The sequence below is a fragment of the Tunturiibacter gelidiferens genome (assembly GCF_051013345.1).
Classification (GTDB): Bacteria; Acidobacteriota; Terriglobia; order Terriglobales; family Acidobacteriaceae; genus Edaphobacter; species Edaphobacter gelidiferens_A.
The window spans coordinates 179,809-202,921 of sequence record NZ_CP132940.1; the positions used below are offsets into that span (position 1 = coordinate 179,809).

Annotated in this window: 22 protein-coding genes and 1 pseudogene; 13 read left to right on the forward strand and 10 right to left on the reverse strand. The window is 56.8% G+C overall.

All coding sequences use genetic code 11. From position 1 onward, the window contains the following. Positions 1 to 37 precede the first annotated feature (37 nt). On the reverse strand, positions 38 to 682 hold the full coding sequence (locus RBB80_RS34290; protein WP_433970376.1) for a hypothetical protein: 645 nt from the start codon (positions 680 to 682) through the stop codon (positions 38 to 40). After that, positions 679 to 2,340, reverse strand: coding sequence for a hypothetical protein (locus RBB80_RS34295; protein WP_433970377.1), 1,662 nt, complete (start codon positions 2,338 to 2,340; stop codon positions 679 to 681). Before RBB80_RS34295 ends, RBB80_RS34290 begins: the two co-directional genes overlap by 4 nt. Before the next feature lie 1,713 nt (positions 2,341 to 4,053). On the opposite strand from RBB80_RS34295, the gene RBB80_RS34300 reads away from it, so the two are divergent. The 6 genes from RBB80_RS34300 to RBB80_RS34325 all read left to right on the forward strand — a co-directional run bounded on the left by RBB80_RS34300 (position 4,054) and on the right by RBB80_RS34325 (position 6,103). Continuing rightward, complete coding sequence (locus tag RBB80_RS34300) at positions 4,054 to 4,323, forward strand: hypothetical protein (RefSeq protein ID WP_433970378.1); 270 nt, start codon at positions 4,054 to 4,056, stop codon at positions 4,321 to 4,323. 138 nt (positions 4,324 to 4,461) lie between these two features. Next, positions 4,462 to 4,872, forward strand: a complete 411-nt coding sequence (locus RBB80_RS34305; protein ID WP_433970380.1) for a hypothetical protein — start codon at positions 4,462 to 4,464, stop codon at positions 4,870 to 4,872. Further along, positions 4,862 to 5,254 (forward strand): hypothetical protein, encoded by a 393-nt coding sequence (locus RBB80_RS34310; protein WP_433970381.1) that lies wholly within the window; start codon positions 4,862 to 4,864, stop codon positions 5,252 to 5,254. Before RBB80_RS34305 ends, RBB80_RS34310 begins: the two co-directional genes overlap by 11 nt. A 15-nt stretch (positions 5,255 to 5,269) precedes the next feature. Next, positions 5,270 to 5,533: a hypothetical protein gene (locus RBB80_RS34315; RefSeq protein WP_433970383.1), complete on the forward strand. Its 264-nt coding sequence runs from the start codon at positions 5,270 to 5,272 to the stop codon at positions 5,531 to 5,533. Continuing rightward, a complete protein-coding gene (locus RBB80_RS34320) occupies positions 5,511 to 5,708 on the forward strand; it encodes a hypothetical protein (RefSeq protein WP_433970385.1) in 198 nt (65 codons plus the stop codon). Before RBB80_RS34315 ends, RBB80_RS34320 begins: the two co-directional genes overlap by 23 nt. Further along, a complete protein-coding gene (locus RBB80_RS34325; RefSeq protein WP_433970387.1) occupies positions 5,705 to 6,103 on the forward strand; it encodes a hypothetical protein in 399 nt (132 codons plus the stop codon). Before RBB80_RS34320 ends, RBB80_RS34325 begins: the two co-directional genes overlap by 4 nt. Positions 6,104 to 6,355: 252 nt before the next feature. On the opposite strand, the gene RBB80_RS34330 is transcribed toward RBB80_RS34325, so the two are convergent. From RBB80_RS34330 to RBB80_RS34340, 3 genes are all read right to left on the reverse strand, one after another. Next, positions 6,356 to 6,793: a hypothetical protein gene (locus RBB80_RS34330; RefSeq protein WP_433970388.1), complete on the reverse strand. Its 438-nt coding sequence runs from the start codon at positions 6,791 to 6,793 to the stop codon at positions 6,356 to 6,358. Further along, positions 6,772 to 7,443, reverse strand: coding sequence for an AAA family ATPase (locus tag RBB80_RS34335; protein WP_433970389.1), 672 nt, complete (start codon positions 7,441 to 7,443; stop codon positions 6,772 to 6,774). Before RBB80_RS34335 ends, RBB80_RS34330 begins: the two co-directional genes overlap by 22 nt. Before the next feature lie 117 nt (positions 7,444 to 7,560). Beyond that, positions 7,561 to 8,181, reverse strand: a complete 621-nt coding sequence (locus RBB80_RS34340; protein ID WP_433970391.1) for a hypothetical protein — start codon at positions 8,179 to 8,181, stop codon at positions 7,561 to 7,563. 1,036 nt (positions 8,182 to 9,217) lie between these two features. On the opposite strand from RBB80_RS34340, the gene RBB80_RS34345 reads away from it, so the two are divergent. Then, a complete protein-coding gene (locus RBB80_RS34345; protein WP_433970393.1) occupies positions 9,218 to 10,222 on the forward strand; it encodes a replication protein RepA in 1,005 nt (334 codons plus the stop codon). A gap of 587 nt (positions 10,223 to 10,809) precedes the next feature. Continuing rightward, positions 10,810 to 11,196, forward strand: coding sequence for a hypothetical protein (locus tag RBB80_RS34350; protein WP_433970394.1), 387 nt, complete (start codon positions 10,810 to 10,812; stop codon positions 11,194 to 11,196). Positions 11,197 to 11,317: 121 nt separating this feature from the next. On the opposite strand, the gene RBB80_RS34355 is transcribed toward RBB80_RS34350, so the two are convergent. Together RBB80_RS34355 and RBB80_RS34360 are read right to left on the reverse strand one after the other, a co-directional pair. Continuing rightward, entirely contained in the window at positions 11,318 to 11,713 is a 396-nt protein-coding gene (locus RBB80_RS34355; protein WP_433970396.1) for a helix-turn-helix domain-containing protein, read from the reverse strand. Further along, a complete protein-coding gene (locus tag RBB80_RS34360; protein WP_433970398.1) occupies positions 11,710 to 12,036 on the reverse strand; it encodes a type II toxin-antitoxin system HigB family toxin in 327 nt (108 codons plus the stop codon). Before RBB80_RS34360 ends, RBB80_RS34355 begins: the two co-directional genes overlap by 4 nt. A 404-nt stretch (positions 12,037 to 12,440) precedes the next feature. Between RBB80_RS34360 and RBB80_RS34365 the strand changes: the two genes are divergently transcribed. Next, on the forward strand, positions 12,441 to 13,220 hold the full coding sequence (locus tag RBB80_RS34365) for a tetratricopeptide repeat-containing glycosyltransferase (protein ID WP_433970399.1): 780 nt from the start codon (positions 12,441 to 12,443) through the stop codon (positions 13,218 to 13,220). 442 nt (positions 13,221 to 13,662) lie between these two features. Continuing rightward, a pseudogene (locus RBB80_RS34370) lies at positions 13,663 to 14,946 on the forward strand (ISNCY family transposase); the annotation flags it as partial. 307 nt (positions 14,947 to 15,253) lie between these two features. Here RBB80_RS34370 and RBB80_RS34375 read toward each other — a convergent pair. Both RBB80_RS34375 and RBB80_RS34380 read right to left on the reverse strand, forming a co-directional pair. Continuing rightward, complete coding sequence (locus RBB80_RS34375) at positions 15,254 to 16,390, reverse strand: aspartyl protease family protein (protein ID WP_433970400.1); 1,137 nt, start codon at positions 16,388 to 16,390, stop codon at positions 15,254 to 15,256. Between the two features lie 243 nt (positions 16,391 to 16,633). Continuing rightward, on the reverse strand, positions 16,634 to 18,220 hold the full coding sequence (locus RBB80_RS34380) for an outer membrane beta-barrel protein (protein WP_433970402.1): 1,587 nt from the start codon (positions 18,218 to 18,220) through the stop codon (positions 16,634 to 16,636). 237 nt (positions 18,221 to 18,457) lie between these two features. On the opposite strand from RBB80_RS34380, the gene RBB80_RS34385 reads away from it, so the two are divergent. Further along, entirely contained in the window at positions 18,458 to 19,285 is an 828-nt protein-coding gene (locus tag RBB80_RS34385) for a transporter (protein ID WP_433970403.1), read from the forward strand. 79 nt (positions 19,286 to 19,364) lie between these two features. Here RBB80_RS34385 and RBB80_RS34390 read toward each other — a convergent pair whose 3' ends face one another. Further along, on the reverse strand, positions 19,365 to 21,227 hold the full coding sequence (locus RBB80_RS34390; RefSeq protein ID WP_433970404.1) for an APC family permease: 1,863 nt from the start codon (positions 21,225 to 21,227) through the stop codon (positions 19,365 to 19,367). A 216-nt stretch (positions 21,228 to 21,443) separates the two neighbouring features. Between RBB80_RS34390 and RBB80_RS34395 the strand changes: the two genes are divergently transcribed. Then, entirely contained in the window at positions 21,444 to 22,736 is a 1,293-nt protein-coding gene (locus RBB80_RS34395) for a Na+/H+ antiporter (RefSeq protein ID WP_433970406.1), read from the forward strand. 26 nt (positions 22,737 to 22,762) lie between these two features. Further along, positions 22,763 to 23,083 carry a hypothetical protein gene (locus RBB80_RS34400; RefSeq protein WP_433970407.1) on the forward strand — a complete coding sequence of 107 codons (321 nt, stop codon included), beginning with the start codon at positions 22,763 to 22,765 and terminating at the stop codon, positions 23,081 to 23,083. Positions 23,084 to 23,113: the final 30 nt, after the last annotated feature.

Here is a 23,113-nt window from a genome sequence, read left to right on the forward strand (position 1 = left end):
CCAGCAAGGATCTTTGGGATGCGCACGCGAAGGTCGTCTAGATACTCGCCATAGTCCAAGCTCGACCATTTACCCCAAGGTTCGCGCCGCTCCAGCCAGTGCCCCATATACACCTCCACCATCTCGCTCGACAGCCCCGCGTCCCGCAATAGAAAGCGCATAACGCGGCGGGGAGTGTTGCTGGGGAAAGGAAAAAATCGCGGGATAGATCCTCAATCGATTTCGGCCTGATCTCGATTGCCTGCTTATCGTCACCAAGGAAGAAAATCGGTGAAAGCTCCCGATCCCAATCGAGTTGAAGCTGTTCTCGTACTTGCTCGATGAGGGGTTCGGTTTGGCGCATATGATCGAGGAGAGTGGGAGACAGCCAGACAAGGCGCGTTTTGTATCCGGTGCCGGTGTCCTTGTCCGTGAGTGTTGCAACTCCAGAACCTTCGCATACATCAGAGAGTGGAATGTAGGGCAAGCGAATGCCTCGCGTAGCGATGGCATAAAACTGGTGCCACGCCAGATACAGGACCGCTCGATTGAACATCTCGACGAAAGCGTCGGGCAGGTCTGCTCTCAAGTCCACCCGCGCAAGCTGCATGGCGGATTCCTTTGTCGTTTGAATTGCAGCCCGGACCGTGTTCAGGTCCGGGAAGGCGCGGCTTCCGGTGTACAGGACGAGGTCAGTTCTCATGCCGGCACTCGATCCCTGTAGCTGTTTTGCCCGTCGCCCCACACACCTCTCCAAAGTACCGATGTCGCTCTCTGAAAAAGGTCGGCGGCACCATCCACAGAGAGCAACGAATAGAAGAGAGGGACGCGGGCCATCGGGTGGGGTTGTCCCAGGACCAGGCTGGCTTCTGCGATATCTCCTGCACTCACCTGCGATAGCAGCGACCATTTCAGGTGCGCAATCTTGCTGAGGGTCAGCCGCCCTGTGCTGTCCAATCTGCGCAGCCAGGGCTTGAGGCGTTTCTCATACACTTCGAGCGATTCATGAAATAGTTCTGGCCGTGGACCCTGAAGGTGTTTTTGCCACTCACGCAACAGATGATTTGCCACCGGATGCACCGGATAGGAAAGATGCAGGCTACGGACGAGTTCCCTCCCGGACACGGAGGGACGCTCTGCCTTGTAAAGAGGCTCGATCGTTTTCCAGCACCACTGGGAGACCTCATCGTCATGATCAGAGGGGACGAAAAGAAAGTCTCCTTCCGGAACTCGATCAAGGCGCATGCCTAGGACCGCTTTCAACGGCCGTGCCGTCTCCAAACAAACTGCCATCAACGCGCAATTTTCGAGCTCGACTGCGTCAACTCGTCCGAAGCGTGCTGCCTCTGCAGTTGAGGCCAACTTTGCAAGCAACGTTCCTGTGATCTCGCTGGGCCGAAGATGTATTGCCGACCAAGGCATTCGATCCTTGTCGATTTCGATCATCGCCACGCGCGTGCGAGCAGATGCGAGCTTGCCGGGCGTGCTGCCGCTCTGTTGTTCATCCCCTTGGCGTGCGTATCCCCCCGGCAAGGCGGTTTCCGCAGGATCGAAGTCCTGAGCAAGGGCCGATTCGCGGTCGACTGAGTTCTCACAGATCAGCTCCTGCTGGCTTTGATCGAGTGCTGAGTCATCCGGATCGCCATTCGTGTACTCGATACCAAATCGTGTCTCGCTGTACTCGACATAGCCGTATATGCCACCACCGCCGCCATAACTATCTCCGGGGATGCGGGTCACATTAGATCGAGGAGATGTCTTCAAACCGCAGTAATGTCGAATGTGCTGTAGTCCCTTATGCAAGAAGGGGATTTGCGGGAGTTCATCACCGGGTTCGGGTAGAGACGAGGCAAATACTCCTGGGCTTCGCTCCGGATGAATAAATGCCAACATCTGTCCGTATCGTTCAAAGCTGATTTTACGGATTGCGCGCGCTGCTGCGTCGGGCTGGCGTACATGCCGCGCGAAGTCTCCCTCCTCTGTGTGTCGCTCGTACAGGTCGACATACGAATCACTGTTGTGAGCCTTATTTTTCTCGAGTTCTTTGCGACGAGCCACCAACAGTTGCGCCTGTAACATGGCGAAGTGTTTTCTCTGCTCCGGCAACTCGTGGATATCGCAGAGAGTGGAGTAGATCGGAAACCGACTCAGTCCAAAATCCTTCATTGGGTGGAGAGTTACAAGCGCACCCAACGCGATCTCCTCACGACGATTCTCTTTGAGCGTCTCGCCGGCTAGTTCAATGAGGGCATTCTGGTTCTTTAACGCCCAAGCAGCCATCTCTGTCCATCCCGGGAAGATGTCTTCTATGGGCCACGTGGCAGGCAGGACGGTCAGCATGTAGTGGATATTTCGTGCCACAAGTGAGAAAGAGTCCAGAAAGGGAGGCGCTTTCAAGATCATGCACATGTCCCGGAAGGCTGAGTCCATACACTCCCTCGCTGCTGCATTGCGGACTTCCTGATAAACAGAACTGTTATTTGGAGCGATTACGTCGGCCATAGGGCGAAAACTCCTCTGTGTGAAGTGGGCCTCCTGGGATCGAGCAGGATGGCGCAATCCTTTGCGCGTGCATACGCACCGATCTCGCGCACAAAAAGCGTGGGCCGTACATTGTTTTTGGGATTCTTGGGGCGGACAACCGCATAACGGCTGGGCAGTCGCCGGTCTAATTACCGCTCGCTACTATGGCTGCACAATCATACCCATGCAGCGGCGGTGTCTAAGCGCGAACGATCTAGGCGTAGCGGGAACGCGAAAAACACGTATCGCGACTCTATTCGAACGGCTGATCAGCCAACCGACCAGTGACGGTGAGTTGGCCTTGCTTTTCGGTACCAAAAGCAAAGAAGCTCTGGGAACGTTGTTGCCTCAGATGAGAGGCGAGTAACCCCCAACTCGATACGACTTAGGAGGAGGCTACTTTTGTGTAGCCACTTCGCTGTCAACAATCACAGCTACGTAGCTTGGGGATACCGCCAGCTAAATTGATACTGAGCGGGGCCCGCTGGTGCTGCACAATTCCCACTGGAGGCCGCGGGGTGGCAATAATCTTCGTGTTTCTGGACGCGCGATGCGACTCAAAACATGAAGCATGCAAAAAGAAATATCAGAGTGTGCAAACTTTTGCAAGTAACTGTTCTAGACATTCGGATTTTCGCACTACACGTTTTTTTGGAAATGTCTCTCTCCGAACGCTGGATAGCACCTGCGCTGCCAAGCTGGCGTCTTCGATGGCGAGCCTTGCGATCTCCTATCATCGGAAACCACCTCGTCTGGTGCTCATATTGAGGTTTAAGCAATCTCCATAGGAGTGAAGATTGTGACACCCTGCTCATATTCGCAGACGATCTACGAACTGCACCTGAACCTACGTTGCTGAAGCACTTCCAAAAAACAATTCACATTCCACAAACGAGGGCGGGACTGTCCCTGCATTCCGACCCTGCAGCCAGGTCACACCTCTTGGGAGAACTTTCAATAGGAAGCAATCATGACAAAAGGCAGACGAAGGGCGCGCAGACTGGCGCTCTACCTGAGCAGCATTGGCATTCCACTTGTCCCTTCAACCAGCAGCTATAAGCAATGGGCAGCAGATCTCCAAGCACAATACAACGCCCTTGAGCCAGAGCAACGAAAGCTCGCGCGCAAGACTGGGCGGCGGCTCATTAAAGAGGCGGGCTCCATTGCGAAGACAGTGGCCACTCTCACGAACCCAGTCGTTCAAGAGACGCGAAGGGCTCCGCTTGTCGTCGCTCTAACCCGAGCCCAAGCGCGAGAAGAGGCGTTCAAATACATCTCCAGGCGCTGGTCCGCGCTCACACCTCCTTGTCCCTCTTGTCGGATGGGGAACGGCTTTCCCAAACGTTCCTGGCCCACCTGGGAATGGGCCGACGAGGTTTGGGAGAGACAGCACGATCGTGACAGTTTGCGTGTCTACGAGTGCCCAGTTCTGCCGGGCTTCTGGCATCTCGGTCATATTCGCCCGCCGGTTACCTCTGCTGTCACCCCGGACGAAACCTCCAATTCTCATTCCGACCTCCCAGCGATTCCATTCGAAACAGGAGGACACGTATGACCGTGTTCCAGCAAGTTCTCTGGATGTTCGCGAACATCCGTGTACTTGGGAAACAGCCCAGGTTGCCATTACCCCAAGAGAGTCTGATCCAATATGCGGTTGCACTGGAACTGCAGTACAGCCGCATCTGTGTGAGAGCAGGAACTGCCCGACGTCGCGAAGCCGCCGCCATCGCCTGGCGGATCGTTGGCCTGCTTGGACTGACCGGAGCCGCCGAACCCTTGCCGCGCCGGTTGCTGATCTTGCTTGAGCGCCAATCACGGTAGCGTTCGGGGTGTTTCGTCATTTGGAGTCGCGGCTCCCTAAGCAGGCTGTATCCCTTCCGACCTTCCTCTCCCCGCAGAGAGGTAACCCACCTCGCGCGATTCATTGGATCGCACGACCCCTCAAAGGAGACAAGAATAATGGACCCATCACTCGCAAACATCGACCTCAACTCGAACCCCTATGCCGGCACCGAGCACGACACGAACAAATCGCTTCGCGATTTCGCCCTGGAGAGGATCATGGCTCGCCGGGAGAATCGGTCACAGCTTGCCCAGATCGCCAGGGACATGCGCAGGGCGGTTGCACCTAACTGCTTCCATCCCGAACTCCGGAAGGCAGTGCAGAATTTCATCAAATTTGACGTCGAGTCTGCTGGAGGCCGGCCTTCCGCAAGAGCCTTCTTTCAGGAGGCAAGGGATCTGCTCCTGTATGCCTCGTCTCCCCCGACGATCCTGGAAACCCCAGCCGAGGCCACAGAAAGGCGGAACGCGGCAGCCATTCAGGCGAGAATCGCTCAGGCAGCAGGAATCATCCTCAATGGTTCTTAGTCCGCTCGCCGGCAGGAGGGTGGCTCCCTATACCTCGAAGATTCGCGAAGCTCTGATCGAAGCCATCATTAATGATGCGACGAAAGAGATCACGCTGACGACCGACAAGCCGGAACTGGACGATGCTCAGCTCGCTGCCGTGGCCATCGACACCGTTGGCACCGGCCTCTTCGAGTACCTCGGCGTTCTGACTCCTGATGAAAAGATCACGGTCAACGACTGGGCCGACACCTACCGGATGTGCAAGCCGCACAACGAGCTCTGGAAGCTGCTCTTCGCGGAATACACCAACTACCTTCCGCCGGAACGGCACGCCCATCCCTCTCGCGTCACGCTCTTCAACATCTTCAAGGCCGACCTGCTCGGGCTAATCGTGGACTAGGCGGAGATCGCCAATGTGCAGGAAACCGTCCTGCTCGAAGACACCGCAGAGCTCTACGATCCTGCGATTCAAGGTGAATATACGGATCGCGTTTCGATGGAAGTCGAAAATCTGGAGCGGGCGCTCACCTACCGGGCAGAGTTGTGGGTCACTGCCTACCAGATTCTCAACCAGCTCGGCATCGCCAGCCAGGCCGAGGAATTGACCGACTTCGAGCGTGACACCCTGCTCAAGATCGTCTACACCTCGAACTTCATTGACGATAAGCCGGGGCCGTGACCAAGATTCTGGCTACCTGTCCGGCATCAAGGTCGTAGGCAAACCGCTGGAGGTCCGCGAGTTCGAACAGCTCACCAGCGTATCCGAGGCCGCACGCAAGCACGCCGCCGGGCTCAAGGATGGCTCGATTCAGCCCATCAACCGGTACACGGAGGAGACTGTTGCCTTCGAGTGAACGCCGGAAGAGGCGATGATCAGCGTGTCCTGGCCAACCCGATCGCGGGCTACATCTTCACCCGTCTGACGAACGCCGTCTGGAGGCTGCCTCCGAGCAGTTTCTCTCCGTTCAAGAAGCGGGACGGTGAGTATGTGCGCGACGACAACGGCAACCGCATTCCGGAGGACCCGAAGCGTGCTGCCCTTCTGGAGGACTGGCTGTGGTCAACAGTCCATCCCGATGATGCGATGGTCTTTGGACCCGAGGTCACCGATATCGACGTTGAACAGCTCAAGGCGATCGACCCGCTGGTGAAGGCGCAGGCCATCCTCAAGCCGGTCTTCGAACAGGCCGACTTCGAGTGGACTGACGATGTGGCTGCGGAGATTTTTGACCAAGGTCGAGCACTTTGATCCGTCGCCTGAGTTCCAAGTCACCGCAGGCACCGAGGGCACCGACCCCGGCGCTCCCGAGACCTGGGTCAACTAAGTCGATCTGGTGCCGCCACTGCAAACAAGAGGCGGTTAAATGGACGGGACTAACCGCCTACAGCCAGATAAATCCCAAGCATGAAGGGCGAGCTAACCGGCTCGCCCTTCGTCATTTAGCCGAACTTTTCAGGTTTCTTCCCCCGGCCTGGATACCGCTCACTGGCCGCTCACCCCCTAGTCATCTATTCTGAGAAACGAGACCAGCGCAGCGGTGACAACATCCTCCATTTTGATCTTCTTGCCCTTAGCTTTGAGCTGATGGACCCGCTCATCGAGCACCTGTCGAACCCTCCTGGGCACCCGGCAGCTCAGCGGGACTAGGTCAGGACCTTCCGTGGCGAGCATATCGAGGGAATCGACGACCGGCTCCGGCTTAGTTGTGGCGGGTCGTCGATTTACGATCGTCGGCCTGGCCATCATCGCGGACTTCGTCTCATCAACCGGCGCTGGTTTGCTCTCCGGCTCCGCAGCCGCTTCGGGCGCAGGCTGGTCGCCCACTTCCCTGCTCTGCTCGACCTCCTCATCGGCGCGAGATGGCAACCGGGTGATTGGGATCTCGATCTCAGAGGCCAGTTCTATGGCCTGGTCCATCAGGCTGAATTTCTTAGGCATTCGACGATCTCCTTTGTGAGTTTCTTGTAGGCGGTGGCGGCAGCCGATCGCGGCGCATACTCAAAGACCGAGCGCCCCGTACCGAAGAACTCCGCGACCGGCGCGGAATTGGCGATCTGCGCGTTGAGCATATACGTCCGATCGAGGTTTCCCATGATCGCGCGAATGCTCTCCGGCATGTCTTTTGAAATGTTCCGGCGCGGCATCGCCTCATTAAGGAACAGCATGAACAGGATTTTCGGATATACCTTCCGCATCTCCCGGATAAACTTTGCTGTATCAACAGCATGCGCGAGATCGACCGACGTGGGTTTGACCGGCGAGAGCACGGCATCGCTCAACCGAACTGCAGTGGCAGTGATGTCCTCAATGTTGCCGGGACAGTCGATCATGATGATGTCTAGGCTCTTGTCGCGTCGGAGCTCCTCAATTTCCTCCTCCAGCATGCCTTTCGGTACGTTCGTCACACTAAAGCCATTTAATCCTTGCTGTTTACGCTTCTTGTGCCACTTTGTGAATGTCGCCTGTGGATCGGTATCGATGACACGCATTCTGTAGCCAGCGCTCTCCAGAGCACACGCCACATTGATAGCTGTCGATGATTTACCCGTTCCACCCTTCTGTGTCGCCACTGATAATACTGTCGCCATAAGGAGACTTATAGCAGATGGGAAGGGGCAGCGGATATTGCAAACTAGGTTCGTTTGTGCGGGATGCGGGCCGTTAGGTTTTCATGACTTATTTCATTATGTCTGTACAGAAAGTTTTCATGAAAACTTTCCAGAAATCACGACTCGCCGAGAGATTGCAGCAGGGAACGAATGGGGGGATGGGGAGTCATGGTTCGCGCCGATGAGATCACGGAAGCTATCGGGGTCATTGTTCAAGGCCATTGCCAGCTCGTAGAGAAGTTGGCAGGCAAGCTGCTGCATCTCGTCGGATGGACCCTCGGCCACTTCGATTGTAATGCGTCCATGGTCGATCCGGATGGCGTGGGGAAGGGAAGTGCAGGTGGCGCGGAGATACTTCTCGTCGAGCGGAAAGGAGACCGGCTGTTTGCCCTCCTTCGCCATCGCCTCCCGCAAGGCCTGCACCTCGGCCACGCTGCGGGACAGCTCGGTGCTCGTCTCTTTCCGGCGTTCAAGCTGCCAGGACTCATCTTTGAAGGTGCGTTCGGTCCAGGCGAGCAGGGAAGTGCGGTCGATGAGGACGGCCTCTCCGCGTTTTGCCTTGGTAGCACCGGCCTGAGTCATCAACTCATTGGCCGCCCGACGCTGAAGCAGGAAGAGCTCCTCGATCGCGGCGCGGTCCAACTGCTTGGACTTCATGCGGCGCAGCACGTCGAGGATTTCTTCAGCTCGCGGAAGCCAGGTCCGGGGCATGGCCATACAGAGAGTCTACCTCGCTATGTTCTTAGCCACTGTTCGAGCACGTAACGTCCAGCCTGTGTGAGACGGAAATAGCGAGGACCTTTACTCGATAAGTGGCGGCGGGATCAGCAGCTACCCCTTGTAGATACCCGCGCACAGACCATGCTGCATGAACGACATCACACACAAATTCAGGGGGCAGTCCCTTCGAAATACCGGCAGATGTGATCGTAGCTGACAGGGCGCGACCGAGACCCGCGAAGCCCATAGACGAAGAGAAGAAGCTCGGGCATGAGCGCCTCCTCACCCTAATCCTCCAGAGAGGCATAATCGAATGTCTTCGGGTCGATAGCGTTGACAGTCGCGGCGCTCACCAGGCTCCATTCTCTTTCTTGCCGCAGGTCCAGCAGCGGTGTCTCGGCACTTCGTCACGCCGAAGTTGTGGAAGCCGAGCAGCCAGCACTTCAAGCGGAAGACGATCTTCAAAGGTTCAAGCGTCCTCGCGAGATAATCGCGGAGCTGCTTCGGTCGGTAGAGATAAGCACGCAGGTACATCACGCTCTCCGGCTGCCGTTGTGATAACGCTTGCGGGCTGACTCAGCGATCGCGGCCCACTTGTCGACGGCGGCTGGAAGCTTCTTCGTGGTGCCGATGCTGATCTGGTCGTCGAAGCCGCCGACACGAGCGGGGTGGGGAAGGAAGACAGCCCACGAGCGATCATCGCCCCAGCGTTCCAGGTTGCCGATGTAGCCGAAGGTGACGCCGGCAGTTCCTACGAGAGTTCCTTCACCCGCTCCTCAAGAATGCGGTGGGCAACTACGATGGGGTTGGTTGCGGGATCGATCTCGATGTTGCCTTCGAAGCTGGGCATGAAGTTTATCCTCTCACCATCAACCTCGGTAGCTGGAACCAATTTGTGGAGTCACCGGAAAATTTTGTGCATGCGCTTTTGCGTGCAACGCGATCCGGAGAGGACCCAAAATTAACGACGGTACCAAAGAAGGTACTACCCCCTAGCGGTCCAAAAGTAACGGCGGTAAAGTGGACATACTAGATGCCCTCCGTCTCCCAAGCCGCACTCAAGAAGCCACCGGCATCGGCGGAGACGACTCTCGATATCTGGACCCCACGCCCCGGCAGTCCGGTATCGACCGAGAGGATCGGCCAGCTCATGGAGTCCGCAGCCGAGATCGAGGCCCGGGACCCGTGGAGCGCTCACATGGTGAAATATGCCGGGCGCTGCTTCATTCAAGCTAACCTACCGCACTCGTCCCGCAATATCGATCCGTACTCCACTTTCACGCGGACCAATGGGAAGATGACCCTGCAGATCAAACCGGATTCGAAGTACGGGATACCCTACGGGACCATCCCCCGGCTCCTGCTCATGTGGATCGCGAACGAGGTGCGGACGAAGAAGAATCCCGTTATCGCTCTAGGAGATACGCTGAGTCCCTTCATGCGTCAGTTGGACATTGTGCCCACCGGCGGGCAGTGGGGAACCGTCACCCGGCTGAAGGATCAAATGCTCCGGCTGTTCAACGCGGACATTCGGTTCCGGTATGAGGACAGCTCGGATAAAGACGCCGAGAACGCCAAGGGCAAGCTCTACTCCATTGAGGACTATGACCTCTGGTGGGGAAGAAAGACAGATGTGACGCAGTCCGCGTTCTGGCAGTCCACGATTGTCCTCACCGGTCCGCTATTCAGGGAACTGCTGATGCACAGCGTTCCAATCGACATGCGGGTTATCAAGGCGCTTCGGCGGAGCCCGATGGAGTTGGATGTCTACTGCTGGCTGACCTACCGGATGCTCTCGCTGGACTACTCCCTATTCCTCTCCTACAACGAGCTGGCCCAGCAATTCGGATCGTCGTACAGCAACGAGAAGCATTTCCGAGTCAATATAAACAAGGCACTGTGGGCTGTGATGAAGCAGTACACCCAGGTCCGGGTCGAGATCGACGCCACTCACCGGGACGAGAGCGGCTGGCGGCTCCAACCCTCCCCGACGCATGTCCCACCCAAGCACCCACGCAAACCTAAAAATCTAAAGTAATGAAAATACATGGCTTGGTCACGCATAAGAACTGACCGGCGATGGGTCGGCGTTTTATTTTTGCACGCATCGTGGTGCGTTATTCACGCATGAGAACTGACCAACTCCGACCCCTCGTTTTGCTGGGATTTTGAGATTCTCCACGCATAAGAACTGACTCGTCCACGCATTAGAGCTGGCCGATCCACAAATAAGAACTGACCGAGCTCCGCATTGGAGCTGACCGTATCGTCTGTATCTTAGTGAAAATGTGTGAGATGCGCGTCGCCCTGTAGTTAAGGCCCTTTAGCTTTTCGTCTATTTATAACCGTCAGGTACAGGGAGCCGCCCGCTACAAGACGGTTATCTCATAGAACGAAACCAAAGACCAGAGCAAAAGCCAGGCTCGACAGGGAAGTACTGCCCAGCAGGTATGGCAAGAGGGGCAATACAACCAGTACTGCCAACGTATTGCCCGTACTGCCAGCGGCAGTACGGAATGGCAATACTGCACGGCTGTACTGCCACGCATCTCTTTGTAACTGCGATTGTTAATTTGCAGTATTTTCCTGCCGTACTGCCCGTTTTCCTGTGATAGAGTTAGCCGCATGGATGCCTCCACAAAGTCGAATGCGTCTCCTATCGCCAAGATTTATGGGTCGGATCTTCTCTCTGCGATCAGGTCCCGAAGTAACGAAACTCGCGTCAAGCGCAGCGACGCGATCCCCAAGACGTTCCGGGTGCCCAGTAAGCTTGCGGGCGATCTGGAGGAGGCGGCGGATCGACACGGCATCACCCAGGTGGCGATCCTCGTGGTGGCGCTGGAGCCGGTTCTGGCGCAACTGCTGAGCGTCGGATCAGTCGGACTACCTGCCCAGGCCCCAAAGATGGAGCTGGGCGACTTCGTGACGATGCTGCGGGAGGCATTACCCTTGATTCTCACGCCGTCCGCCGCCCCGCCGGTACAGGGTGACGCCGCCCCGCAGACACGTTAGAATTGCGAGGTAGTTGCTTCCTTACATACTGCTAAGGGATCGGTGAGGTCCCGAAGGCCATTGATGGCGACCTACGGGCCGACCGATGTAAGGAGGTGGGGCGGGCGTGGTTCTTCCACAACTACTCGAAGAAGACCGCCGGGGATACTTTGAATCGCTCGGCCAGCGCAGCTATATGGGCTCGATTCATCTGCCGTTTACCGGATAGAACGAGCGAGACAGTACTCTCGACCCCGAACTCGGCTATCAGGTCCTTCTGCTGTAGTCCATGCTTATCCATCATGAACCGCAGCACAGCCACCGAATCGGCCTCGGGGATCGGATAACGCTCCATCTCATAGCGTTCGATCAGGAGCGTGAGTAGTTCGATGGCCGCGTCTTCATCCCGGGTGGTCTTCTTCTTCCCGGTCAATGCGAACAGAGCGCGGGTGTACTCGGTCAACTCGTCGTCGTTGTGGATGAGATGGGGCGCTCCGCGATGAATCATCTCTGCGGGGTTTGCTAGAACTGTGCTCATGTTCCAAACTCCTTGTCCCAGTTATCTGGGTTGTCGTATTCCTTGTGGGTGAGAAACGATCTGATGTAAACATGTCCCATCGTTGGCTTGCCATCCCGAACACGGGCGTAATGGATGATCACAACCAGACGGTAGCGGTTACGCCGAACGTCGAATATGACATAGTTGTCCACCGCGTCCGCGTCCGGGAATGTCTGGCGCACATCTACGAAGCTGGTCCAGCGAGCCTCTGTGACGATCTTGTGCCATGCGGCGATCTCCTTGGCAGCGTCGGGATATTGTGTGGCCGCTTCTTTTAGGTGCTTCAGAGTGACCACGTGCATGAATAGAGTATCTTTTCATTTTGAAAACTTGTCAAGATGAGAAGTTGACGATTAGGGAGAGATGCCCGAGGTCCGGGCGGGCGGCGGGGCGGGTGTATGGGCGATAGGCTGGGCGGGGGCGGGGGCGGATGCCCAAAAAGGAGCCAGGAGACTGGCTTTCTGTGGTCATCAAGGTCGCGCTGGACTGGCGGTTCTTGTTGGCCTTGGCAATTCTGATCCGGGTACTACTGAATAGGTAGTGCCCACTACCCCGGAGGGTGTCTGTTGAGTGTACGCGGTCTCGTCGACCAAGATCATCATCGCGGACACCGGCTCGACCGACAACATGATCGCCGTGGCGCGTGAGTGTGGCCTGCCCCTGGACAGATCACTACGCCGAAGCCCGGAACATTGCCCTGGCTCGGATGACGACCGACTGGGTGCTGGTGCTAGACGAGGAGCTCCCGGACGAGACGCGCCACGGCATCCCGGGTCTGTTACGGAGCAGTGGTGATGTCGCTGGGTATCTTGTCAGTTTCCGCAACTACTTCAAAAAACGCTTCAACGATATGCTGGGTTCGCTGTCGCGGGAGAACAAGGATCGCCATGAGCGGGCCTCGTCCTACGCCGAGCACAGCAACTGCCGTCTGTTCCGGCGCGACCCGAGGATTTTCTTTACTGACCGCATCCACGAAGGTGTCGAGCAGCAGATTCTGGTCGCCGGTCTCCGGTATAGGCATCCGGGTTTCAACGTTCTCCACTTCGGCTACCTCGCGGAAGGGGAGCGTTGGGAGGCCAAGCAGGATTACTACCATCGGATCACGAGCTTGGCCGTTCAGGAAGCTCCCTTCAACACGCACCTGTGGTTGCAGATAGGTATAGCGGAGATCACCGCACGCAAAAATGTTAAAGCGGAACTTGAATGTTTTGAGCAGGCAGTGAGGATCGATCCTAAGTGCTACGGTGCCTGGCGCTCGATCGGGCTCATCCACAAGGCACAACGTTCCTACGTTCCAGCCATCAAGGCCTACGACTGTCTGCCGGATGTCTGTGACTATGGGATCACGCGGGCGAAGGCGCTCGGCGAGATCGGCGTCGCGATGGGAGCTCGAGTCGAGGCCACGGACCTCGAAGCCACGATAGCCCAGCTTGAGCATAGCCTAACCGTGAACGTTGCACAGGAAGAAAGCAGCACAGGAAGTTGATATAGAATGACATATCAATTCGCTCTTTTATACGTCATTCGATATAAGAGCCAGGCTGGCCGGATCGGAGCTGGTAGCATTTAGAGATGCCACGAAGAAGTCATCGCCGCCGCCATCGCCACCGCTCAAAGCTGGGGAGAAAGTCTACCGAACCGATTGGGAGATCCGATCGGTTTGCATCATCGTCGCGATCGATCACGAGGCGGGAACAGCTACCGTCAATCTCAAGGACACAGAGCAGCAGTGGTTCAAGCACCCGATTTCAAAGCTGGTGCGCGTTGAGGAAAAGTAGGGTACCTCAACGAATGTTTCCTGTTATACTTTCAGTATTCATTGTAAGACATTGAATCTAAGTCTGATAACGCCTCTTATGTATAGTGGCTGTGTAGCAACCCAATAGAAATGTCACGGTCCTCCTCTTTTGAAATGTCATGTTCAAAGGATGGATCTGATTAGGATGAGCCAGCGTGATTTAACGCGTATTGCGGTTTTGAGTGAAGTACTTGCGGGCCAACGGACAGTCGTTGCGGCAGCCTCGGTTTTAGACATCAGCGTTCGCCAGGCATTCCGGCTGCTGGCTCGATACCAGGAGCTGGGTGGCTCCGGCCTCGCCCACAAGGCCAGAGGCCGGGACTCGAACAGGAAGATCAACTCAGGTATTCGGGCGTACGCCGTTGAGCTTGTCAGGTCCCACTACAGCGACTTCGGCCCCACGCTTGCGGCGGAGGCTCTTGCGGAGCGGCATGGCATTCGTCTGGGCACGGAGACCCTGCGGCGCTGGATGATGGCTGAAGGCTTATGGCTTTCTCGGAAGCAACGCAAGCGATTTCATCAGCCTCGTCTTCGCCGCGAGCGCGTCGGAGAGCTGGTCCAGATCGACGGCAGCAATCACCGCTGGTTTGAGCATCGAGGGGAGCCGTGCACGCTTCTGGTCTTCATCGACGATGCGACGAGCCGCTTGATGCAGTTGAAGTTCGTTTTGAGCGAGAGCACCGATTCCTACTTCTATGCGCTCCGTGGATACCTTGAAGCGCATGGTGCTCCTGTGGCGTTCTACTCCGACAAGCACACGGTCTTCCGACAAAATCGTGAGGCCAAGGGAGGCCAAGGCATGACGCAGTTCGGTCGTGCCTTAGCCGAGCTAAACATCGAGATCATCTGTGCGAACTCCAGCCAGGCCAAGGGGCGCGTGGAGCGCGTGAATCGAACGCTGCAGGACCGCTTGGTGAAGGAATTACGCCTAGCCAACATCAGCGACATAGAAGCAGGCAACGACTTCCTGCAGGACTTCATGCAACGCTTCAACGAACGCTTCGCTGTTCTCCCGGCAAATGCCGGCGACCTTCATCGCCCCATCCCTGACACAACAAGGCGACTGGAAGACATTCTCTGTCATCAGGAGAAACGACATGTCGGGGCGCAGCTCACGTTCCACTACGACAGGAAGCAGGTCATCCTTGAGAAGACCGAAGTCGCAAAGGGGCTCGCCGGGGAGTATGTCGACGTCTTCGATTTCGCGGACAGACCTCTTGAAGTCCGGTGGAATGGGTACATCCTTCCCTACCGCATTTTCAGCAAGGATCAGCGCGTCAGCCACACTGCGATCGTCGAGAATAAGCGCCTGGGGCATACGTTGGCGCTCATCAAGGCGCAACAAGATACGCACTTCGAAGCCAAGGTGAAGACCAATAGCGAGAAGGGGCAGTATCAAAAACGCGGGCGGCAGATATACGGGCCGGATTATGTTCCGAAGGTTCCGGCCAAAGCGGCTGCGTTGGCTGAGGCAACTGGTTCATTGGCGATCCTGATTCCGGCACCGGCGTATCGCTGGCAAGAGATAAGGAGTGAAGCTTCATCTGTCACGAATGCGTACGGGCTTTCGGACACACATGACGAACGGCGAAGTTATCGCGCGGGAAATCGGGGCGGTGGAAATGTTTAGAATGACATTTCTAAAGAGCAGTCTTCCCTGACATTTCTAAACGGGTGGAACAGGAAACGTCAATCCTTTTCCGTCTGTCGCCTTAAGGCCGTTATTGGCAAAGAAGATTTCTTATTGCCAAACGAACAGTACGTTGGCTTCCGTGCGAACTGATGTCTACCTGAACCTCACGACCCGGTTTTCCATGCAGTTGGCTCGACAGATCTTCCTGAGTCATTTCGATCGTGCTTAGTCCATTAGCGGAAAGGATTTGATCGCCTACATTGAAATTCTCCTCCGACGCAGGAGTCGGACTCCAGACCGCCATAATAGTAAAGAACCCGGTAGAGTCTTTCGCAAACTGAATACCAATTGTAGAGAAGCGATCTTGATCAGCCTTGAAGTTAGGATCAGGACTCAGATACAGAGAGTCATTCGCAAAATCGAGTAAAACGACAAATCGCATTAGGAAATCACTGCCCAATAGGCCGCTGATGTCGGGATTTGAAAGAATCCCAGCAGACGTCGGTGGTAGTACTCTCATTGGCAGGTTTTCATAAAAAGCACGTCCAATCAGCATCCGAGGGAAGCACACTAATTTAGAAGTCGCTGACGTTCCCGATGAACGAACACCATCAATGGCCGGCAGCGGCCGCTTGTCTTGATTCAGCTTTGACCATCCTCCCTGCGACAAGCTGCTGAAGTTCGTGCCGGTGTCAAGCAGAAACGTCAACGGAACCCCACCAAATTTCAAGTTAGCGAAATATCGGTCACCGATTCTCCGCAGTTTGATGGGAACGCCGTGATGTACAGCGGATATTGGGCCGAACGTGACAGACCCCGTGGAATAGTCGAGGGTTACCGCAAATTTGCCAAGAATGTCATTTCCTAAGATTCCGTCGATATGCACTCCCAACGCTCCGGAGCTTGCCGCCAAATCATCCGTCAACATTTTTATGTCTTTGATGTGAACAGATTGAATGTCTACGTTGGTAACAAGCACGAGCTCACTTTGATCCGACGAATAGGGTTTCTGAATATTCGCAAGTCCAACTGGGCGAAGTCCGAGTCGCTGTGCGAACTCCCGATCAAGGAGTGAGCGTTCTGCACCTGTATCGAGCAGCAGAACAGCCGGCGCTCTATCTATTCGGACTTCTACCAGCAAGGCCCCGTCAACATTGCGCGATTGTGCGTTCGAGGATTTGATCAAGGTTCCGCTCAAAATAACGACAGCTATGACCAACAGCATCCCTTTGAGGACTCGTGAGGCAGATTCCAGTGGGCATGTGCGTATTGGCGTCATGAGAATTGACCTGAGAGTGGAGGGACTCTTATTCAAGCGGCCGAGGTTGTGGATAAGAAACACACTGCAGTCGTGAGTGAACATACCCGTGGCCTAGGCATTCTCGGACGCCCAGAAAACAGTTCGAAATTGGGTCTATCGGAAGGGAGTGTGGCTGGCAACAGCGTGCGCTGCTACCAGCCATCCGATTTAGAACTTCACGAGGAAGGCACCGGTTACCCGGTTCTCGCTGTTGCGAAGGTCTGGACTCCAGTTTGGGACAACAGAGCCGAGGGCTCCGGTGTTGCCGCCTGGAGGCGTGACTCCACCGGGGCCGGCGAAGTATGGGACGTTCGCCGCACGATGGTTGTACTCAAGGCGGTAGGTGAAGTACTGGCTCGGCATGTAGTCGGCGGTAACCGAAGCGTCCCACGCCTTGAACGGATCACCCGGATTCTCGGTGAAGTATGGCGTGCCAGAAGCAGCCGTTGCACCGTTGATCGGCGGCAGCAGTACCAGGTAGCGGCCGGGGTTGTTGATGCGTCCACCACCAAGGGTCAGACCGAAACGATCACGATCGAACCAGAGACGGTTGTAAAGCATAAAGCCGAGGAAGCTCTGTTTCGGGCCTTCCTTGGTATTGCCATGGCAGCTGACTCCGCCGCCGCTCTCGCATCCGGCGTCTCCGGTGAGGGTCATCGCAGCTTTGCTGATGACTGCATCGGGGCGGTCGTAGTACTTGTATTCGATGCTGTCGTCGGTGTGCAAGCGGGTGCGGCTGGGCACGCCCAAGGCATCCTCGCCAAAACCGTACTGGTTGCCGATAAACTCCCACTTGCCGTTGGGCCGATACAGGATCTGTCCGCCGAGTCCAGGCCGGCCGTTGAACCGGCCGTAGGACTGCCATCCGTTGATGAACCATGGCTCGATCTTCAACTTGGCCGTGGGATACCACTGCACGCGCACGCCGTTGAAGAACCACGGTGTGTTCGAGGAGACGTAGGACGGCTGATAGGCCCAGTTGTCGAACTGGTAAAACGAGAACAGGCCGACGTAGGAGAGGAAGATGCCGGCATCCACGTTGAGGCCGTGCTGCACGTTGAAGTGGTAGCCGGCGTTGGCCTCACTTATATAACGATAGGCGTCGGCAAGGTCCCACTGCCCGCGCGCGGGGCTGGCATCATTGCGCGGCGTGGCCGTGGAGTAAAGGCCGATCTGGCTCAAAACGCGGGCACGCACATTGTTGATGTGGAAGTCGCCGCCGATTCCAAGGTCCGTCAGTGTAACCTCGCTCGACCGAAACACTTCGCTCGATCCGACGATGGTGTCGTCCTTTGGGTGTCGGAAGTCGTAGGTATAGCTCACATCAGAGCGAATCTCGGGTGTAAAGAATTTGGTCGCATACGGAGTGTCCTTGGTGCGTGCGTTGCCGTTGAGCCAGGTGAAGTCAGCAAAGGCGAACGGCTCCGAGTGCGGACTGGAGGGATCGGTGACCTCTGGCTCAGCTTCACTCAGGTTCGGCGCGGCAACTGAGGCCTTTGCCGTCGTAGTGTGATGGGTTTCCGGCTGGGCTGAATTGGCTTTCTTCAGCTCTATGAGCTCCTTCTGAATCTCCTCCAGTTTGTCCTGCAACTGCTGGATCTTCAGGTCCTGGCCAGTCTGAGTACCTTCCACCGATGTTTGCAAGTTGGGCACAGTGGTCTGGGCTCTTAGATCTCCCACTCCAAGACGCAGGCCGATTAGCGCCAACCCCAGCAGCGATGGCCACTGAATGCGTGACTTAATTATTGTTTTCACTTTACTTCTCCGTTTTCTCATGGCTCTTGCGAAAGGCGTTTATCTGATCGCAGGCCAGGCCACCGAGACGATAGCAATGATTTCGTGAGGAAGCCGTAACGAAGTCGTAAAGAAGTTGTGTGTATTGGTTGGGCTCACTGTACGAGGGGAACCTAAGGCGTCCATGCCTCTTTTATTCGTGTGATGTCTATGACCAGGACGGAAAGGAGTGGTTCGGCTAAGGACTGCATTGGACACTTGCGATATGGGTCTTCCGTTACTATCTTCTGCATGCTGCGGTCTACCTTTGTGCTGTTCCTTTCCGTCACAACGGGAATTCTCGCACTCCAAGCAAGGAGTCAGACTTGCGGCGTCAATGGGCAAAGCCCGATTGCCACAGACCGACCACAGATCACAAGTTCGAGTGTCGTCGTCCCCTGTGGCAGCTTGCAGTTTGAGAATGGGTTTCAGGAGACCGGCAATGGAGGCCAACGTAGCTTTGATCTCCCCGAGACGGCGGTGCGATTTGGAATTGTCAGCAAAACCGAGCTCCGTTTTGCGGCCCCGGACTATTTTTTCAATGACGACACCGAATCCAGATTCGCCAACGGGTTTGGTGATTTGAGCGTGGGCTTCAAACAGCAGTTGGGGCCAACACGGGGCAGATTTGACGTTTCGCTCATACCGTCCATCAGCCTTCCGACGGGAGCGAACTCGATATCGAGTCATGGCTATGATCCAACCGTGCAACTGCCCTGGTCGCGCGCCGTGACAAAGAACTGGACGGCCGCGGGAATGTTCTCTCTCATGTGGCCAACCGAGGGAGCGCGGCGAAATCTGACGGGCCAATCCAGTGTGTATTTTGACCGGCAGCTAACGCCGTCCTGGGACGCCTACATCGAATATTCCGGCGCTTTTCCCCAACGCGGCGGTCCGCAGCACGTTATCGATTTCGGCACGGCATACAAGCCTTCGCCGCATCAGCAACTCGACTTTCATTGTGGCTTCGGTCTTTCGGCCGCAACACCCGATCACTCGATCGGCTTTGGCTATTCTGTTCGCTTCCAGGTGATTCGATCCAGGTGACTGAGGAAAAAGTCACAGAGCCTGCGCCGCGGCCGCGAGAACTTCGCCTGGCTTGTCTAAGCTATTGTGGCGGTCTGGGTTACAGATACCAGGGGATGTTGATGACGATGATGCGCTGATTACCGCGAACAAGAAGGAGTAGCTTCAGCAGTTGAGCCCGCTGGTTGTGGAGCGGAGCCTGCCACCAGTGTTTGACGACGAGCTCGGGGACCAGGACGGCGATCTGACGATCAGGATGGTCGCGCTCGATCTTCAGGATGTACTCGACGAGCGGCGTTATGACGAAGCGGTAGGGTGAGGAGAGAAGAATAAGCTCAGGAACCGTCTTGCCCGACTCGCGCAAAGGCGCGGCGACATTTTGTTGCCACATCTGTTGCACCTCATCGCAGCAGTCCTCGGCGTCAACGTGGACGGCTTGAACCTGGTCGCTGATCTTCAAAGCGAAGCGCAGGCCCTTTTCGGTAATGCGGGACCAGCGATCGAGGGGGACGATGACCAGAGGCTCGGCGAGGTTGTCGACGCGCATGCGGCAATCGACGGCGATCTGGCGTGCGACACGATCGTAATGGCGCTTGACGGCGCTCATCGTAATGATCAGGGCGGGAACGAGGATCGCAGTGATCCATGCGCCTTCAGTGAACTTGGCGACAAGCACAACGATAAGCGTGACGCCGGTGGCGACGGCTCCCACGCCGTTGATGATCATGCGGTGAAGTGTTCCTTTGCCGCCCTGTCGTTTCCAGTGCATCACCATGCCGGCCTGGGAGAGCGTGAAGGCGAGGAAGGCACCGATGGCAAAGAGCGGGATCAGTCGGTCTGTTACGCCGCCGAAGACGATCAGCAGGAGCGCAGTGAAGCCTACCAGCGCAACGATGCCGTGGGAGTAAAGCAGGCGGCGCCCGCGGATCATGAAGACGTGCGGTAGATAGTCGTGCATCGCGATGGCGCGCGTCAAACGCGGGAAGTCGGCATACGACGTGTTCGCCGAGAGCGCGAGCACCGCAAGGATTGAGCCGATGGTGACATAGTAAAACCAGCCGCGGCCCATGACCGCGGCGGTGAGTTGGGAGAGGATGCTCTGATAGCCGGCGGCGCCGGGATCGGTAGCGCCGATCGAGTAGGCGCGGCACAGCAACGCAATGCCGGCGAGGAAGACCATGAGCAGAACGATGATGATGGTGAGCGTCCGCTTGGCGTTCTTCTGCGTGGGCTCGCGGAAGGCGTTGACTCCGTTCGAGACGGCCTCGACGCCGGTCATGGCGGTGCATCCGCTGGCGAAGACCTTGGCCAGAAGCCAGAGGGAGAGCATCGACGCGCTGACGGGTAGGTGTGGGGGCTCGACGATCGGGACCGGATGGCCGCCTGCGGCGAAGGCGCGTACCGCTCCGACGAGGATCACGAGCAGCAGCGTGCCGACGAAGAGGTAGGTGGGGATGAGGAAGGCGGTCCCCGTGTCCTTGACCCCGCGCACGTTGATCAAGGTGAGGATGAGCAGGATGGCGAGGCAGAGCGCGAGGGTGTGGGGTTGGAGGTGGGGGAACGCCGAGACCAGCGCGCCCACTCCCGCGGAGATACCTACCGCGGCGTTAAGGATGTAGTCGATCATCAGCGCGGCAGCTGCCAGCAGACCAGCGTTCGCGCCAAGGTTCTCAGACGCGACCGTGTAACTGCCGCCACCGTGAGGGTAGGCGTCGATGGTCTGCAGGTAGGAGACGAAAACGATGACCAGCAGGCCGATGATGGCGAAGCTGATGGGTACGATGTGCTGAATGCCCATGAGGCCAAGGGGGATGAGAAGCGTTAGAGCAGCCTCAGGACCATAGGCAGCCGAGCTGAGAGCGTCAAGGCCAAATACTGGAATGCCAGCTATGGGACCGATGTGCTCAGCGCGCTCCTCTGTTGTTGCGATGGGTCTGCCAATTAAGAGATCAAACAACGACATTGAGCGCTCCGCCGGTCGGCATCAAATCCGTGGCCGACGTGCAGAAGAGGCTACTCCGTGCCGTGTAAGAAATCCGTAAAGTTGGGAAATTCGTTTTCGCTTGCCGTGCGGTAAGAGCCTTGCTGCAGCGGACAGGCAAAGGGGCGATTTGAGCATCCTGTGCTCTGATGCGGGGAGATAATAGGCCATGCTCCTCGTCTCCGACATCAGTGATGGATGTATCTGGTTGGTGGGCTAATGGTCAGTGGTGCTGGCATACAGGCCGTGCAGGCAGTATTCCTGCTGCTGCTCGTGTTTGTGGCGATGTTTGCAGGACTTGCGCGGCGGCTAAAGGTACCCTATCCGATCCTGCTCGTGATTGCAGGATTGCTGTTGAGCTTTCTCCCGGGGATGCCACGGGTTGGGCTCGATCCCGATCTGGTCTTTCTTGTCTTCCTGCCCCCGCTCCTGTATTCGGCGGCCTGGACGCTATCGTGGAGGGAGTTCCAGCGTAATTTCGTAAGCATCGCAATGCTTGCGGTAGGGCTGGTGCTGTTCACGGTGGTGGGGCTGGCGCTGGCGGCAGGTTCATTGTTGCCTGGCTTCGACTGGAAGGCTGCGGTCCTGCTGGGCGCTGTGGTGGCGGCAACGGATGCGATTGCGGCGACATCAATTGCGCGAAGAGTTGGGTTGCCGCAGCGCATCGTGGACATTCTGGAAGCGGAGAGCCTGGTGAACGATGGCACCGGATTACTGGCGCTGCAGTTTGGGTTGCTGATGCTGGTGACAGGCCACACACCGTCGTTGGTGGAAGGGGTTGGGCGGCTGGTGTTCTTGACCGGCGGCGGTGTACTCATCGGGCTTGCAATTGGAGCCGTGGTGGCATGGTTTGAAAAGTGGGTGGATGACGGCCCGATCGAGATTGTGATCAGCATTCTGGTGCCATATGCAGCTTACCTTATGGGCGCCAGGGCGCATGTGTCGGGTGTGATCGCTGTGATTGCCTGCAGCATGTATATGAGCCGGAAGAGTCCGGAGTACATGTCACCGCAGGTGCGGCTGCAGGCAACAGCCGTGTGGGATGCGCTGACATTTGCGCTGAACGGGATTGTGTTTGTGCTAATCGGGCTGCAACTGCCGTATGTGATGGGGCAAATCGGGGGTATGAGCCGCGTGGTGCTGCTGGAGTACGGGGTCGGCTTCAGCGCGGTGATGATTGCGGTGCGGATGGCGTGGGTGTACGGAGAAACTTATGCCGTATACGGGGTTCGGCGTTGGGCACGAAAGGCGGGGGTAGAGAAGCCAGAGCCACGAAGACTATTTGTGATCGGGTGGGGAGGGATGCGCGGCGTACTATCGTTAGCGGCCGCCGTGTCGTTACCGTATGCATTGCCGGATGGAAGAATGTTCCCGCAGAGGAGCATGATTATCTTCCTCGCGTTTTGCTTAATCGTTGCGACTCTGGTGGTGCAAGGGCTGACGCTACCATGGCTGATTCGAAGGCTGGGGCTTTCGGAATCAGGGGGATGAACGGTGAGGAGCAGGAGGCGAGGCGTGTGTTACTCCGAGAGGCGCTGGTGCATTTGGACAGGAAGCGATCAAAGAACCGGGGTCAGTCAGCGATGTTTGGGGAGTTGATCGCGAGCTACCAGCAAAGGTTGGATGCGATGCCAGTGGAGCGGGAGGAGCGAGTGCGGGGGCTGGTCGATCAGGCGCGGCGGAGTGATGCGATTTTGGCGGTGCTTCAGGCGCAACGAGAGGCGCTGATACGGCTGCGGAATGAGGGACAAATTGATGATGAAGTGTTGAGGACGCTGCAGCGAGAGCTCGATTTAGAGGAGAGCCGGGTGCACACGGGGTCGGTTGTAGCGCACTAGGTAAGACTCAGAATCCATTTGACCCACAGG